This is a genomic window from Brucella pseudogrignonensis (assembly GCF_031454375.1).
Classification (GTDB): domain Bacteria; phylum Pseudomonadota; class Alphaproteobacteria; order Rhizobiales; family Rhizobiaceae; genus Brucella; species Brucella pseudogrignonensis_A.
Map to the genome: position 1 here is coordinate 278,473 of NZ_JAVDQT010000003.1, position 15,507 is coordinate 293,979.

The following is a 15,507-nucleotide window of genomic DNA, read 5'->3' on the forward strand; positions in this document are numbered from 1 at the left end:
AATAATTTTGAATTATTCTGAGCGAGCGTGCTTTTTAGCGTCAGTGTCGTAAGCGGTAACGATAGCTGCAACCAGCGGATGACGCACCACGTCCTTCTCGGTAAAGCGCACTTTGACAACCGATTCGACATTTTCAAGAACGCGAAGCGCTTCAACGAGACCTGATTTCTGGCCCGGCGGAAGATCGATCTGGCTTGGATCGCCATTGACCATCATGCGCGAACCTTCACCAAGACGCGTCAGGAACATCTTCATCTGCATCGATGTCGTATTCTGCGCTTCATCAAGAATGACCGCCGAATGCGCCAGCGTGCGTCCACGCATGAAGGCAAGTGGTGCGATTTCGATCACACCTGCGGTAATAGCGCGTTCGACCTTTTCCGCAGGCATCATGTCGTAAAGCGCGTCATAAAGCGGACGAAGATAAGGATCGACCTTTTCCTTCATGTCACCCGGCAAAAAGCCAAGACGCTCACCAGCCTCAACAGCCGGACGTGACAGAATAATACGCTCGACCAGACCGCGCTCCAGAAGCATCGCAGCATGGGCAACGGCCAGATAAGTCTTGCCCGTACCGGCTGGTCCGACACCCATAACCAGTTCCGAGCGATCAAGAGCGCGCATATAGGCGTCCTGCGTCGGTGTGCGGGCAAAGATTGTCTTCTTGCGCGTCGATATTTGCGCAGCCGACATTTTCCCTTTAGTTTCAAGGGTCGGTAAGACCAGCTGATCATCTGCAGCAATAGCAATGCGGATCGCGCCATCGACATCCGAAGCGGTCAGCTCATTACCTTTTTGCAGATATTCATAAAGTTGATCAAGCGTGCGGCGGGCCTGTTCGGTAGCCGTTGGCTCTCCGCGAATGGAAAGCTCGTTACCCCGTGAGCGCACATCGACGCCGAGCTTCTGCTCAATACGCGCCAGATTCTCATCGAACTGGCCGTAAAGCGCACTGGCAAGGCGGTTATTGTCGAAGGTGAGGACGATATGGGCCATATCGGAGGCCCCGGATGGCGCAGTAATAGCAGAACTCGCAGCCGGGCTTGAAATTGTGTTTGTTTGCGTATGGATGGTTGGCTTGGCAGGCTTTAGTTTTTCCGTAGCGCTCAAACGCATCTCCCAAAGGTTCACGCATTGCAATCGCAGTAACGGCAGAACGTTCGGTCAAAGACTACTCACCGCGACTACTGCCTTAATCCCATCATGCGCTTAGACAAGCTTTTGCGCAATAAGACTATTGGTGCCAGTCCCCGTAATTTTTACGCGGATAATTTCACCGACCTGATCGTCATTGTCATCGATAATGGCTGGTAGCAACCACGGCGAACGACCGACCATCTGGCGCTCGAAACGGCCCTTCTTTTCCAAAAGCACATCCATCTCACGACCAACCAGCGAATCCTGAAACGCATATTGCTGCTCATTGAGCAAAGCCTGAAGGCGCTGCAAACGCTCATCCTTGACCGCCTCTTCCACATGATCGGGAAGATCGGCACCGGGTGTTCCGGGACGCGGCGAATATTTGAACGAATAGGCCTGCGCATAATGCACTTCGCGCACCAGTCGCATTGTATCTTCAAAATCCTGATCGGTTTCACCGGGGAAACCAACAATAAAATCGCCCGAAAGTGCCATATCCGGGCGTACTTCGCGGATACGCTCGACAAGACGGATATATTCATCGGCCTTGTGACGACGGTTCATCGCTTTGAGAATACGATCCGAACCGGCCTGAACCGGCAAATGCAGATAGGGCATTAGCTGACGCAGATCGCGATGCGCTGCAATCAGCGTATCATCCATATCGCGCGGATGGCTGGTCGTATAACGCAGACGCGCCACACCGGGAATGCGTGCGAGGCGGAACAGAAGTTCGCCAAGGCCCCATTCGCGGCCATCATCGCCCGCGCCATGCCATGCATTGACGTTCTGGCCCAAAAGCGTGAGTTCGCGCACGCCGCTATCGGCAAGGCGTTCTGCCTCCGCAACAATCTGCGCAACGCTGCGCGAGACTTCCGAACCGCGCGTATAAGGCACAACGCAGAAGGTACAGAACTTGTCGCAACCTTCCTGAACCGTGAGGAATGCCGAGACACCGCGCTTGCGGGTTTCTTCGCGCTTCGGCGCAGGCAGATGCTCGAATTTGTCTTCGATAGCATATTCAGTTTCGACGACCTTTTCGCCGCCCCGCACACGCGCCAGCGCGTTGGGCAGACGGTGATAGGTCTGCGGTCCGATGACCAGATCGACATTGGGCGCACGACGCAGGATTTCCTGACCTTCGGCCTGAGCAACGCAACCGGCAACACCAATGGTCAGTTCCTTGCCATTGGGTCCGCGCTTGTCCTGCATCTTGCGCAGGCGACCCAGCGCTGAATAAAGCTTTTCCGATGCCTTTTCGCGAATATGACAGGTGTTGAGCAGCACCAGATCGGCATCCTCGGGAGTGTCCGTCGTGACATAGCCTTCAGAGGCTAGGCTGTCGGCCATACGCTGGCTGTCATAAACATTCATCTGGCAACCATAGGTCTTCACAAAGACCTTACGTGTGTTGCTGCCATCTGATGCTTTTTGAATATCGGTCATGTTTTCGCTCATAGCGGCTATCTAGCGTTTTTATCGCGGCATTAAAAGGCGACAAACTTACGCTCTTATACCAAGGCGCTGAGATGCTAACGCATCACGCCTTGAAGAAGTTCAATCGCCACTCGCGCTGCACCCAATTCTATCGAGTTTCACTCGATAGAATTGGGTATTAATCTTCCGCGATTTCGCGACCATGCAACGACGTCTGCAAAAGCGCCCTCACCCGGTTTTCCATGGTACGGGCAAGTGCCTTACGATCCGTTTCAGCAGTCACCACAATCGGCTCGCCAAAACGTATTTCAACGTCGATCGCGCCTTCTTTCAGGATGCCTTTGAGATGCGGCATCAACTGAACATCGCCCGGCCATGAGGCAATCGGGCGATGATAGCGGCCCATCGCCATGCCATGCATGCCGGTATAGGCAATGGCCACAGGCTGCACGATCACTTCTGGCACACCCGCCTCACGAATAGCTGCATGTGCAGCCCCAAAAAGTGCGGTCTTGAATGGCAAGACGCGATTACCGTCAGAGGTCGTACCCTCCGGGAAAAGAACCATCGCGTCACCATCGGCCAAACGTCTTGCAATGTCAGACGTCTGTTCGCCCGTTTTTCCGCGTCGTTCGCGTTCAACAAAGACTGTGCGCTGCAGCACAGCGAAAAAGCCAAACACCGGCCAGCTTTTCACTTCCGATTTTGCAATGAACGAAACCTGACCCGCCGCCGACAGAACAACAATATCGCTCCATGACGTATGATTGGCGACCAGCAAAAGCGGTCTGCCTTCCGGCATTTCACCAACAATCGTAATGCGGAAGCCGAACAACCGTGCAATAATACGATGAAAGAAATTCGGCAGACGACGCTTCCAAGTGTTTTTGAGTTTCAAAAACACATATTGAAACGGGATGAGCGACAGGCTGAGAGCCACCATCGCCACAACCACTAAAATGATGCGGATTGCGCCAATCATTGCGGCCTCACGAGATCGCGCCGCAGAATGAAAGCCGATGAACGACCATTTTCTGTTTCATAATAGGCTGGACGATCACCGACCTTGTTGAAACCAATCCGCCGGTAAAGAGCGAGTGCCGCAACATTGTTTTCATCGACTTCCAGAAACAGCGTTTCCGCCCGTTCCTGATAAAGATAGCGCAGCACCGCATCCATCAATGAGCGACCAACGCCTTGCTTACGCACCTCATCGGAAACCGCAATCGTCAAGATTTCCGCCTCACCTGCAACCAGTCGCGCCAGCACAAAGCCGTATGCTTTGCCGGGCTTGCCTTCAGGCCGCGCCACAAAGCCAAACACGTTATCCTGTGCGATCAGCGAGCGGAAATCGTCGGAGCTCCAGCTGTGATGAAAAGCCAGCGCATGAACGCGGTGAATTTCTCCGCAGTCCTTCGCGCTAAGCGGCTCGACCGAAACAGGCTTGCGGCCAAAGCGTGGGAGCGAAAAGCCCAGCATCTTATTCTCCGCCTGCCTTACGCGGCAGCGCAAAACCAGTCTGCGGCTTCACATCAGGTCCGCGCATGTAAAGCGGCTTCGGCGCTTCGCCCGGTTCGCGCAATGCTGCAAGCTTCGCATAAGTGCCGATCCGTGCCGTCGGTTCAACGCGTGCCGTGCTGAATGTTCCGGCCAGAATCTCATTGAGCGCATCTGCGGCAGAACCAGCAAGCACCGTCTCTGAGGATTGTTGCTGGATAAGCATCAGCGCTTCATCGCGCGGCAGTACCATTGGGCTGGTGACAGCCAAACTCTCGGCATCAAAGCCCTGCGCATAGATTTCGCCGCGATGCGCTTCAAGCAGCACCAGAACCGGCTGACCCGGATGGCTGATCGCCACTTCCGATGCAAGCGCATCGAATGCACTGACACCGATTGCCGGACGCTCCAGCGCCAGCGCAAAACCGCGCGCTGCCGACACGCCAATCCGCACACCAGTAAACGAACCCGGACCAATATTGACAGCCACGCGATCAAGATCGGCCATGGCAATTCCGGCTTCAGCCGTCACGCGCCCGATATAGTCCATCAGGACTTCGGCATGTCCTTTGCCGATATTCTCGCTGACCTCAGCGAGAACCGTGTCGGTGCCAAAATCATAGATTGCGGCAGCACACCAGGAAGAAGCGGTATCAAGGGCAAGTATCTTCATAAGCCATCGGGTAAATCAGAATTCGTTATGCCACAAGCAAAACACATGAATTGTGCCAAATTTATCAGCGTTTTCGGGAACAAAATGCGGTGCAGAGCGTTTTAATGCTGGATGCGGGGCGGAATTGAATTACCCTATCCAAACCGGCCTTACATTGAGATCCGGCGGGGGCGGTTTCAGAAAGCAAATCTGCTTTCGCTCAGTGATGTCCCAATCACTGTGATATGAGTCGGATCGTGCAAAGGATATGAGGATCAAATGTCCAAGAAGTCGATGCATGCAACCCGCAACGATCTTCCCTCCAATACCAAGACCACAATGATCGCGCTGCTGAACGAAAATCTGGCTGCGACCATTGATCTTGCCCTCATCACGAAGCAGGCGCATTGGAACCTCAAGGGACCGCAGTTTATCGCTGTGCATGAATTGCTCGATACATTCCGCACTGATCTCGACGATCACGTGGATACGATTGCAGAACGCGCTGTTCAGCTTGGCGGAACCGCCTATGGCACAACGCAGATTGTCGCGAAAGACTCCAAGCTCAAGGCCTATCCAACCGATATTTATGCCGTGCACGACCATCTTGCAGCGCTGATCGAGCGTTACGGTGATGTCGCCAACCTCGTGCGCCAGTCTATCCGAGATGCAGACGAAGCCGGTGATGACACCACTGCCGATATTTTCACAGCCGCGTCGCGCAGCCTCGACAAGGCGCTATGGTTCCTGGAAGCCCACGTTCAGGAAAAGAACTGATTTTGACGCTCTGACGGCCTGCAAATGGCGTTTTTCTGCGTTTCCGGTGCTCATGTACCTTTAAGTACATTCCGCTCCAGTTCTCGAGATCCACAATTTTCGGCACGTCATAACATCAAAACGGATAGTCCTCTAACTACAAAGAAAAGGCCGGGAAACTCCCGGCCTTTGTAAAATCAGTTGGCCCATTCGCCGCCACGCATGACAGGCTCGCGGCTGCCATCGGCATTGACCCCATCAACATCAATCTTGTCTGAACCGATCATCCAGTCGATATGGATCAGGCTCGAATTGCCGCCCTGCGCTTTAATTTGCTCAGGCGTCAACTTTGCGCCATCGATAAAGCATTTCGAATAGCACTGACCGAGCGCGATGTGGCTTGCTGCATTTTCATCAAACAGCGTATTATAGAAGAGAAGCCCACTCTGCGAGATTGGTGAAGAATGCGGAACGAGTGCCACTTCGCCCAGACGACGTGCGCCTTCATCAGTATCCAGCACTTTGTTGAGAACCTCTTCACCACGGCTCGCCTTGGCGTCAACAATGCGTCCGTCTTCAAAACGCACCGAGATATTATCAATCAGCGTACCCTGATGCGACAGCGGCTTGGTGCTCGACACATAGCCATCGACGCGGAGCGCATGCGGTGTGGTGAACACTTCTTCGGTCGGGATATTCGGATTACAGGTGATGCCGTTTTTCGCTGTGGATGCGCCGCCATGCCATTCGTGACCATCGGCAAGACCAACCGTCAGATCAGTGCCCGGTCCCTTGAAATGCAACGCGCTGTAAGCCTTGCCGTTAAGCAAACGCGTGCGGGTGCGCAATGCCGCATTGTGCGCGGCCCACGCACCGACAGGATCATCCACATCAACGCGGGAGGCTGCGAAAATCGCATCCGCAAGCTTGCGGGCCGCAACGTCTTGCGCATCATCCGGGAACATCAGCTTCGCCCATTCCGGGTTCGGATAGGAAATGATGTTCCAGTTAATGTCGAAGCCTGCAATCTTTTCCAGTGCGGGCTGATAGGCTTTGGAATTGGCGCGGTTGGCACGCGAAACCTTTGATGCATCCTGCGAAGACAAGAGCATCGGATTGTCGGCTGCAATCGCAAGGCGGGCTGCACCATTGGAATAGGCCTTTGCCATGCCTTCATAGAGCCAGTCGGCTGCACGATCAAAGCTTTCGTCCGATGCATTTTCATAACGTGCCAGCGCAATGGCATCGTCAGAGAAGAATGGCGTCACGATACCTGCGCCAGCCTTATAGGCGTGTTTCGCAATCAAACGCACAAGCGGCAGCGCAACAACTGGTGCCGTAATGACAAGATCCTGCCCTTCACGCAATTGCAAGCCAACGCGCACGGCAACTTCGGCCAGACGTTCGAGTTTTACCGGGTCGATGACGGGAGCTTTATTGTCATGTGCCATAGGGCTGCAAACCTTGTGTTTGATAGAATCAGCGGCAGTGTATCAGAAGGCATAATTTCACCACTCTTTTTACTGCTATTGCGCTATATTGATCATGCGGTCGATTTTTTTATTCAATGAGAGCAACGGCTATGAAGAAAAGCGTGCTTATAATCCTCGGTATTGCAGCGCTGCTTGCAGGCTGTCAAACCATGACACCTGAACAGCGCCGCGCGGCAGATGAACAGACCTGCCGCGGCTATGGTTTCAAACAGAAATCGGATGCTTTTGCGAATTGTCTGATGCGGCTTGATCTCGACCGCCGCGCGGATCGGCGTGAATGGCAAAACAGAGCCGATTTTTACGACAGGCCGATGGTGATTTATCAGCCCGTTCCGGTAGCAGTGCCTGTAAAATAAGAAAGCGCCCTTTGGGGCGCTTTTTTATTCTGCGATCAGCTCAACTTCAGAGCGGTGATTGCGGGCGATCCTGCGCGAGAAGCATCGCACCAATTGCATCAACATGCTTCTTATCGGCGGTATATGCCAGGGATGCATTCTGTTCCGCTGGTGCCGTTTCATCGAAAGTCGGCTGATAGCTTGCAACTTGAGTCAGAACTGGCTTTTCAGCAGGCGTCACAGGCAAGGTTGCCAGACGATCACCGCGCGCCTGTGGGCCAACGCCACCATTCTGCTGCGTCTCTGCCGTCTTTGCAGCCTCAGCCAGAGCAACCTGAACCGTTGGTTGTGCTTCCGGAACAGTTCCATCCTGCTGCGTGGTCACGTTGTAAAATGGTCCATCCGGCATCGATGGCGATTGTGGTGTTGATACATAGGCGAGATTGTAAGGCGTCTGTGGAACCGGGTTCTGCAATTCGCCGTCACGGCCACGCTTCTCGTAGAAGGAGTTTCCACCTGCAACCAGCACATAATGCATATTGTTGTAAGGGAATTTGAGCCCTGCAGTATGGAAGAACATCGAGTTCTTCAAAGATGGATGACGCTTGCCTTTAAGAACTGCATCAGCAGCTGCTTGAACATCTGGCAAAGCTTTGGAATTCATCTTGCGGGTCAGAACGCCCGGCGCAAACTGGTTCTTTTGCCCAACAACGCCGCAGATCGTATCAGGATAGCTGCCCGATGCGAGACGGTTCATCACGACCGTACCGACGGCCATAAGACCATCGGAGCTTGAACGGTTCGATTCGAAAAACATCGCGCGTTCAAGACACTCACGATCTCTCGCTGTGTAAGTGAAAGTCTTCACGCCATTGACCGACTTAACGTGGCTTACAGCCGCTGTCTTTTCGGTCTTGGTCTTGCTCGTACCGCCAGTCGTCGTGCAGCCCGTCACCAAAAAAGGTGCTACGAACAGACCAAGAATAACCGGCAGTTTCCATTTACGAGCGCGCGTCAACGGCTCAATCTCTTAATTAGGCGCATCATTACGACCCTTAACTGATCCAGTCTGTTTTAGCTTTTAGAGCGCCTTAAAGGCGCTGCAAAATCAGACTGGCGTTCAAGCCAAATCGAACGAAAATTAAAATTCAAACGTTCTGCTAATCTTCTTAGAGTGCAAGAATTAAGAATTTTTCGGCAAAAACAAGGCAAAAAATCATATTTCAAATTCGGGATGATATTGAAACACAAAGACTCAACACATCGAATCCGAGATCAATATCCAAAGCTAAACCCTTCTAAATTATTAACAAATCGTTAACGCAACTGCTCAAATCTTATAAGGTATTGATTACACGCGATTCAATTGCGATGCAGCGCGCACCATAGAGCTGCCTTAATTCGTTGATGCTGTAAAATCCTGCTAAGCCACAGAAATCGGCGCTGAAAAAATCAGAACATGCTCCTCTCACGAGCATCACCTTCGCTTTCAGTCAAATCTTTGAAATGAACTGTAACATCGTGTGATGCGAGCCGTTATGGAACGCATTTTCATCAAGAACACGAATCGGAATGATGCATTTCGTAACAAAAATGGCCCGATGCCTTTCAGGCAACGAGCCATCTATAACGCGTTCCGTGAACTCTGACGATTAGCCGAACGAATAGCCCGCGCCGCGCACCGTGCGGATCGGATCAAGCGTGCGACCAATATTAATCGCTTTACGCAGACGTCCGACATGCACATCGACCGTGCGATCATCGACGTAAATATCCGGACCCCAGACACCATCAAGCAACTGACTGCGCGAGAACACGCGGCCTGGCGACATCATGAAATATTCCAGCAAGCGAAACTCTGTCGGTCCAAGACGAATTTCTTTTTCCTTGCGATATACCCGGTGCTGCTGACGGTCGAGAACCAGCTCGCCGACTTTAAGCACATGCGATAAAACACTTGGATTGGCACGGCGCAGCATGGCTTTAACACGTGCCAGCAGTTCCGGTGTCGAGAATGGCTTGACCACATAGTCATCAGCACCGACGCTCAAGCCGCGAACACGTTCGCTTTCTTCGCCGCGTGCGGTTAGCATGATCACCGGAAGACGTTCTGTTTCCGGCCACTGACGCAGACGTCGGCACAATTCGATACCCGAAACACCCGGCAGCATCCAGTCGAGGATAAGAAGATCCGGCACGTTTTCACGCAGTGCAATCTCGGCTTCATCACCACGCAGGATCGTATCAACGTGATAGCCTTCGGCTTCCAGATTATAGCGTAACAAAACGCTCAGCGCTTCTTCGTCTTCAACCACAGCAATCTTGGGTGCCTGTGACATGCAATGTTTCCTATTGAGTTAAGCGTGGCGACACATACAACTCCCCCGTTCAGCCGCGTGCCGCCGCGTTTTCTTACATATGCAAATGGCTCGCTGCATGCTTACAGCAAGCCATGTTTTCAGGATTTACGCGCCTCGTCCACGACAATACCGTGGCTCAGGTCTTCTTTCGGGCGTTCTGCAGGCATCTGCAGGCCAGTTACGATGTAATAGACCGTTTCTGCGATGTTGGTTGCATGATCGCCAATGCGCTCAATGTTTTTGGCACAGAACAGAAGATGCGTGCAGGCCGAAATATTGCGCGGATCTTCCATCATATAGGTCAGCAATTCACGGAACAGCGAAGTGTACATCGAGTCAATTTCGTCATCGCGGTCGCGGACGACATTGATCTGCTGCACCGAGCGCGTTGCATAAGCGTCGAGCACGTCTTTCAACTGTGTCAGAGCCAGCTCAGCGAGAGTTTCGAGACCACGATAAAGCTTGCCCGGCTGACGCGATTCTGAAACCGCAGCAACGCGCTTGGCGATATTCTTGCCAAGATCGCCCACGCGCTCAAGATCAGCAGAGATACGGATTGATCCGATGATTTCACGCAGATCGACAGCCATTGGCTGACGCTTAGCAATGATCATAACGGCCTTGTCGTCGATCTCGCGCTCGCTTGCATCAAGGATAAGATCGTCAGAGATAACGCGCTGTGCGAGTGCGTTGTCGGCATTGACAATTGCTGCAACCGACTGCTCGACCATGCGTTCCGCATGACCGCCCATTTCGGCGATCTTGTGGGTCAGGAACTGAAGTTCTTCGTCGTATGCGCTAACAGTATGCTGGGACGCCATAATAGACCTCTCGATTAAAAACGCAGGAAGCGGAACCGCAATCGGCTCGCGCTTTTGCTGAAATATTGTTTAGCCAAAACGACCAGTGATATAGTCCTGCGTGCGCTTCTCGGTCGGTGCCGTGAACATCACATCCGTGTCGCCAACTTCCACCAGATTACCAAGATGGAACATCGCCGTGCGCTGCGAGACGCGTGCTGCCTGCTGCATCGAGTGTGTCACGATGACGATGGTGTAGTTCTGGCGCAATTCGTCGATCAACTCTTCAACCTTTGCGGTTGCGATTGGATCGAGAGCCGAGCAAGGTTCATCCATCAGGATCACTTCAGGGCTGACAGCAATGGCGCGTGCGATACACAGACGCTGCTGCTGACCACCGGAAAGGCCGGTTCCTGCGTCGTGCAGGCGATCCTTCACTTCTTCAAAAAGGCTGGCCTTCTTCAAGCTTGTGACAACGATTTCTTCGAGATCGGTCTTGTTGCGTGCGAGACCATGAATGCGCGGGCCGTAAGCCACGTTTTCAAAGATCGACTTCGGAAACGGATTTGGCTTCTGAAACACCATGCCAACGCGAGCGCGCAATTCGACAACGTCGATCTTCGGATCGTAGATGTCTTCATTGTCGAGCGTGATCTTGCCTGCGATACGGCAGCCTTCAATCGTGTCATTCATGCGGTTCAGCGAACGCAGGAAGGTCGACTTGCCGCAACCCGATGGGCCGATCAACGCTGTAACCATCTTTTCCGGCACGTCGAGATCGACTTCAAACAGAGCCTGTTTTTCGCCATAGAACACACAGACCTTGTCGCCACGCATTTTAATCGAAGGGGCGTTGGTGTTCATTTTTTCTCCTACGGCTTTTTCGAGAGATCGTTCAGTCATGAGATTCATCATTTCTCTCCCGTTTACCAGCGGCGCTCAAAGCGGCGGCGCAGAATAATTGCTAAGATGTTCATGACCGCAAGGAACAGGAGCAGGACGATGATAGCGCCTGATGTCCGTTCCACAAAGGCACGCTCAGCTTCATTGGCCCACATGAAAATCTGCACTGGCAAAGCCGTGGCAGGATCCATCGGGGTTGCAGGCATATTGGCAACGAAGGCCACCATACCGATCAGAAGTAGCGGTGCGGTTTCACCCAGTGCCTGCGCGAGACCGATGATCGTTCCGGTCAGAATGCCAGGCGCTGCAAGCGGCAACACATGATGGAAAACCATCTGTGTTTTCGATGCACCAAGCCCAAGCGCTGCCGCACGGATCGAAGGTGGAACTGCGCGAAGTGCTGAACGTGTCGCGATGATGATGGTTGGAAGCGTCATCAGCGTCAGCACCAGACCACCGACAAGCGAAGCTGAACGCGGCAAGTTGAAGAAGTTGATGAAGACAGCAAGGCCAAGCAGACCAAACACAATCGACGGAACAGCAGCAAGATTGTTGATGTTGACTTCGATAATATCGGTGAGACGGTTCTTCTTGGCATATTCTTCTAGATAAATCGAAGCGGCCACACCGATAGGCAGTGCGAGAACCAGCACGATCATCATCATGTAGAAAGAGCCGACCAGCGCAACGCCGAGACCCGAAGTTTCAGGGCGGCTGGATGCCCCATTCGTGAACAAGCCCCAGTTGAAGGCTTCGCTCATAATGCCTTCATCGGTCAGTGTCTTGATCCACGCAAACTGGCGATCAGAAACCTTGCGGTTTGCTTCAGGCACCGAAATATCGATCTGGCCCTTATAGGCAGAATCAATATCAGCAGCTGCAAGAACAGGAACCGTCTGCGTCGTCCCGATCAGCGACGGGTTATCCATCACCATCTGGCGAAGCTGAACGCGCACACCATCCGAGAAGAAACGTCCAACCTCACGCATTTCTGCGCGGTTGGTGGTTGCAACGCCGAGCTTTTCAGCCAGAGCATTACGCACCAGAAGCGGATAGTTGGCGGTGATCAGCACATTCGGATCAGTTGCAAGCTTGTTGCCCGGATCGATGACGCTCGCTTCAAGTTTGACTGGCAGATAGATCGTTGTCTGTCCGAAAGCCGTATAGCCCTTGGAGAAAACCGAGAACAAAAGCGCGCAGAGGAAGAACACACCAATCGCAATGGCAATGATGCCATAGAGACGGAAGCGACGTTCAGCAGCGTAGCGACGCTTGATCCCGATATCGCGGCGCTCAGGCTTTGTTACAGCAGTGCCGGCATTCAATGTTGAATCGGTCATTATTCGTACTGCTCCCGGTACTTGCGGACGATGTAGAGCGCAAAGATGTTCATGATCAGCGTCAGGACGAAAAGCGTAAGACCCAGCGCAAAGGCAACGAGTGTCTGCGGGGAATCAAACTCGAGATCGCCTGTGAGCTGACTGACGATTTTAACGGTGATCGTCGTCATCGCTTCAAACGGATTGGCAGAAAGACGGGCTGCAACACCGGCTGCAAGCACCACGATCATGGTTTCACCAATCGCACGCGAGGCCGTCATCAGAAGTGCGCCGACAATGCCCGGAAGTGCTGCAGGGAGAACAACACGCTTGATTGTTTCAGAACGTGTTGCACCAAGACCGAGCGAGCCATCGCGAAGCGAACCGGGCACTGCCGTAATAATGTCATCGGACAGCGACGACACAAACGGGATCAGCATCACGCCCATGACAAGACCAGCGGTCAGCACGCTCTGCGCCATGATAAAGCCCTGACCACCAGCGATTGCCATCGAGAGATCACGCAGGAACGGTCCAACCGTTATCAGTGCGAAAAAGCCGTAAACAATGGTCGGAATACCGGCCAGAAGTTCAAGCACCGGCTTGATCACTGTACGGACTTTTGGCGATGCATATTCGGCCATATAAATTGCTGAGAACAGGCCAACCGGCACCGCAAACAACATGGCGACAAACGCGATATAGAGTGTACCAGCAAGAAGCGGGATCAGACCAAACTGACCAACTTCACCGCCCGAACCTGCCGCTGCAAAGCGTGGATCCCAAACGGTGCCGAAGAAGAAGTCCATCGGTGCAATCGACTGGAAGAAGCTCACTGTCTGGAACAGAACAGAGAATACGATGCCGATGGTCGTGAGAATTGCGATGCCAGAAGCGGCAATCAAACCCCACAGCACAATGCGTTCGACATTGTTGCGGGCGCGGGTGCGGCGGCGAATGCCGGAAAGGCCGAAAATCAGACCTGCAATCGCGATAACTAAAGCAATCGCGCTGCCAACGGTGTGGGAAATTTTGCTGGCTTTATCGAGGAAGATTGCAACCGGGACCATATAGTCCTGACCTTCGGTCGCAAGTGCTACGCCCTTTGAGCCAAGAATGTCACGCGCTTGCGCGTAGGTCTGCGGCAGGCTGTCGATTTCAGCAGGTGTGAGCTTCTGCAAACCATCTGACAGACTGCGGATCATACCAAGCTGCAAGCTGCGCTCGGAATAAGTCCCGTCTTCAACGGCCGCAGGCATACGCGCTGTCGCTGTGTGGTCGAGATAAACAGATGTACCGACCGCCCAGACCGCGAGAAACAGAATTGCGGGCAATGCGGAAACAAGGAAAACCCACCAGCCATGATAAAGCGGGCGGGAATGCATTTTCTCTGCGCTTGCGCCTGTGGTGACTACAGGCTGCGCTTTGTCAATCGCAACGGCGCGCTGTCGGCCTATGAAGAATCCGATCAGTCCGATTGCAACGACACTGACGAGAACCAGAAAGAAGGACATTCAATTTCCCCGGTTGCCCCAAACAATGCGGAAGCAGCGTATTGACGCAAAATATGCAGTCGAACCACTTCCACGCGAATGCGCCTGTCTTATATGACCAGCGCTAAAGAGAAAGAACGTGAGGACCAATGATCCCCACGTTCCACAGTTCAAAGCTTACTTAGCAGCAAGAACCTTGCCTTCGGTAAACGAAGCGCGCTGTGCTTCACGTTCTGCATCTGGTGCTGGAACCAGACCGTATTCAGCAAGCGGAGCGTCTGGACCGACCATCTGTTCCGACAGGAAGAAGTCTACATATTCCTTGAGGCCTGGAATGACGCCAAGGTGAGCCTTCTTCACGTAGAAGAACAATGGGCGCGAAACTGGATATTCGCCCGAAGCTACGGTTTCTGCCGATGGTGTTACGCCATTAACAGTTGCAACCTTGAGCTTGTCAGCATTGTTTTCGAAGAAGTAGAGGCCGAAAACGCCAACGCCCTGCTTGTTCGAGTCGATACGAGCCAGCGTTTCGCTGTAATCGCCGTCGATGTCGACAGCCTTGCCATCTTTACGAACAGCGATACAGGCAGCAGCCGAAGCCTTGTCGTCGAGACCGGTCTTCTTGATTTCAGCAAGAGCGCCCGATTCCTTACAACCATCAGCCATAAGCTTTTCTTCGAAAACTTCACGGGTGCCGTGCTTTTCGCCAGGGATGTAAGCAGCAATGTCCCAATCTGGCAGGTCCGCATTGACCTGGTTCCACTTGGTGTTTGGATTGTCTACGAGCTTGCCATCAACGATAACCTTAGCGGCAAGTGCCTTGTAAAGGTCAACTGGAGTAAGCTTCCAATCCGGGCCCTTTGCGTCGGTTGCGAAGACGATGCCGTCATAACCGAAACGAACTTCCTGAACGTCCTTAACGCCAGCATCGATGCAGGACTTGAGCTCTGTGTCCTTCATAGCGCGCGATGCATTGGCGATATCGATGGTGTTTTCGCCGACGCCCTTACAGAATTCTTTAATGCCTGCGCCCGAACCGCCCGATTCAATAACCGGTGTTTTGAAGTTCGGGTAGGTTTCGCCGAAAGTTTCGGCAACGATCTTAGCGTAAGGCAGAACGGTCGAGGAACCGGAAACCTGAATCTGTTCGCGTGCGTTTGCAGCTGAAACCGACAAAACTGCTGCTATTGCAAGCGCTGCGGTCGAGGAAATCATCTTGTTCATGAGTACCAGTCCCTGTTGTAAAAGACACATGACGTGAAAGCGTCAGCAGCCATCTACGCGCTCTATATAACAGTCATATGACAGTAGTGTTACAGCTC

15 protein-coding genes are annotated in these 15,507 nt (G+C 53.0%); 2 read left to right on the forward strand and 13 right to left on the reverse strand.

Features of this window, described 5'->3' with window-relative positions; genetic code table 11:
- Positions 1–12: 12 nt before the first annotated feature.
- The 5 genes from J2782_RS12140 to tsaB all read right to left on the reverse strand — a co-directional run bounded on the left by J2782_RS12140 (position 13) and on the right by tsaB (position 4,747).
- Positions 13–1,110 carry a PhoH family protein gene (locus tag J2782_RS12140; protein WP_310012839.1) on the reverse strand — a complete coding sequence of 366 codons (1,098 nt, stop codon included), beginning with the start codon at positions 1,108–1,110 and terminating at the stop codon, positions 13–15.
- Between the two features lie 99 nt (positions 1,111–1,209).
- Positions 1,210–2,598: a tRNA (N6-isopentenyl adenosine(37)-C2)-methylthiotransferase MiaB gene (gene miaB, locus J2782_RS12145; RefSeq protein ID WP_310012843.1), complete on the reverse strand. Its 1,389-nt coding sequence runs from the start codon at positions 2,596–2,598 to the stop codon at positions 1,210–1,212.
- 157 nt (positions 2,599–2,755) lie between these two features.
- On the reverse strand, positions 2,756–3,559 hold the full coding sequence (gene olsA / locus J2782_RS12150; protein ID WP_310012846.1) for a lyso-ornithine lipid O-acyltransferase: 804 nt from the start codon (positions 3,557–3,559) through the stop codon (positions 2,756–2,758).
- Positions 3,556–4,056, reverse strand: coding sequence for a ribosomal protein S18-alanine N-acetyltransferase (rimI, locus tag J2782_RS12155; RefSeq protein ID WP_310012851.1), 501 nt, complete (start codon positions 4,054–4,056; stop codon positions 3,556–3,558). Before rimI ends, olsA begins: the two co-directional genes overlap by 4 nt.
- A 1-nt stretch (position 4,057) precedes the next feature.
- Positions 4,058–4,747: a tRNA (adenosine(37)-N6)-threonylcarbamoyltransferase complex dimerization subunit type 1 TsaB gene (gene tsaB / locus J2782_RS12160; RefSeq protein WP_310012853.1), complete on the reverse strand. Its 690-nt coding sequence runs from the start codon at positions 4,745–4,747 to the stop codon at positions 4,058–4,060.
- Positions 4,748–5,005: 258 nt separating this feature from the next.
- Here tsaB and dps point away from each other — a divergent pair, with 258 nt between their 5' ends.
- On the forward strand, positions 5,006–5,503 hold the full coding sequence (dps, locus tag J2782_RS12165; RefSeq protein ID WP_310012858.1) for a DNA starvation/stationary phase protection protein Dps: 498 nt from the start codon (positions 5,006–5,008) through the stop codon (positions 5,501–5,503).
- 176 nt (positions 5,504–5,679) lie between these two features.
- Here dps and J2782_RS12170 read toward each other — a convergent pair whose 3' ends face one another.
- On the reverse strand, positions 5,680–6,933 hold the full coding sequence (locus J2782_RS12170; RefSeq protein ID WP_310012861.1) for an aminopeptidase: 1,254 nt from the start codon (positions 6,931–6,933) through the stop codon (positions 5,680–5,682).
- 131 nt (positions 6,934–7,064) lie between these two features.
- On the opposite strand from J2782_RS12170, the gene J2782_RS12175 reads away from it, so the two are divergent.
- A complete protein-coding gene (locus tag J2782_RS12175; protein WP_310012863.1) occupies positions 7,065–7,331 on the forward strand; it encodes a lipoprotein in 267 nt (88 codons plus the stop codon).
- A gap of 46 nt (positions 7,332–7,377) precedes the next feature.
- Here the strand turns inward: J2782_RS12175 and J2782_RS12180 are convergent, their stop codons facing one another.
- From J2782_RS12180 to J2782_RS12210, 7 genes are all read right to left on the reverse strand, one after another.
- Positions 7,378–8,328 carry a cell wall hydrolase gene (locus J2782_RS12180; protein ID WP_310012866.1) on the reverse strand — a complete coding sequence of 317 codons (951 nt, stop codon included), beginning with the start codon at positions 8,326–8,328 and terminating at the stop codon, positions 7,378–7,380.
- A gap of 634 nt (positions 8,329–8,962) precedes the next feature.
- Positions 8,963–9,649 (reverse strand): phosphate regulon transcriptional regulator PhoB, encoded by a 687-nt coding sequence (phoB, locus tag J2782_RS12185; RefSeq protein ID WP_187543657.1) that lies wholly within the window; start codon positions 9,647–9,649, stop codon positions 8,963–8,965.
- A 119-nt stretch (positions 9,650–9,768) separates the two neighbouring features.
- Complete coding sequence (gene phoU, locus J2782_RS12190; RefSeq protein WP_250039375.1) at positions 9,769–10,491, reverse strand: phosphate signaling complex protein PhoU; 723 nt, start codon at positions 10,489–10,491, stop codon at positions 9,769–9,771.
- A gap of 69 nt (positions 10,492–10,560) precedes the next feature.
- Complete coding sequence (gene pstB / locus J2782_RS12195; protein WP_250039376.1) at positions 10,561–11,334, reverse strand: phosphate ABC transporter ATP-binding protein PstB; 774 nt, start codon at positions 11,332–11,334, stop codon at positions 10,561–10,563.
- A 62-nt stretch (positions 11,335–11,396) separates the two neighbouring features.
- Positions 11,397–12,713: a phosphate ABC transporter permease PstA gene (gene pstA / locus J2782_RS12200; RefSeq protein WP_310012870.1), complete on the reverse strand. Its 1,317-nt coding sequence runs from the start codon at positions 12,711–12,713 to the stop codon at positions 11,397–11,399.
- Complete coding sequence (gene pstC, locus J2782_RS12205; RefSeq protein ID WP_310012873.1) at positions 12,713–14,206, reverse strand: phosphate ABC transporter permease subunit PstC; 1,494 nt, start codon at positions 14,204–14,206, stop codon at positions 12,713–12,715. The genes pstA and pstC overlap by 1 nt, the downstream gene beginning before the upstream one ends.
- Before the next feature lie 156 nt (positions 14,207–14,362).
- Positions 14,363–15,409, reverse strand: a complete 1,047-nt coding sequence (locus tag J2782_RS12210; RefSeq protein ID WP_310012876.1) for a PstS family phosphate ABC transporter substrate-binding protein — start codon at positions 15,407–15,409, stop codon at positions 14,363–14,365.
- Positions 15,410–15,507 lie beyond the last annotated feature (98 nt).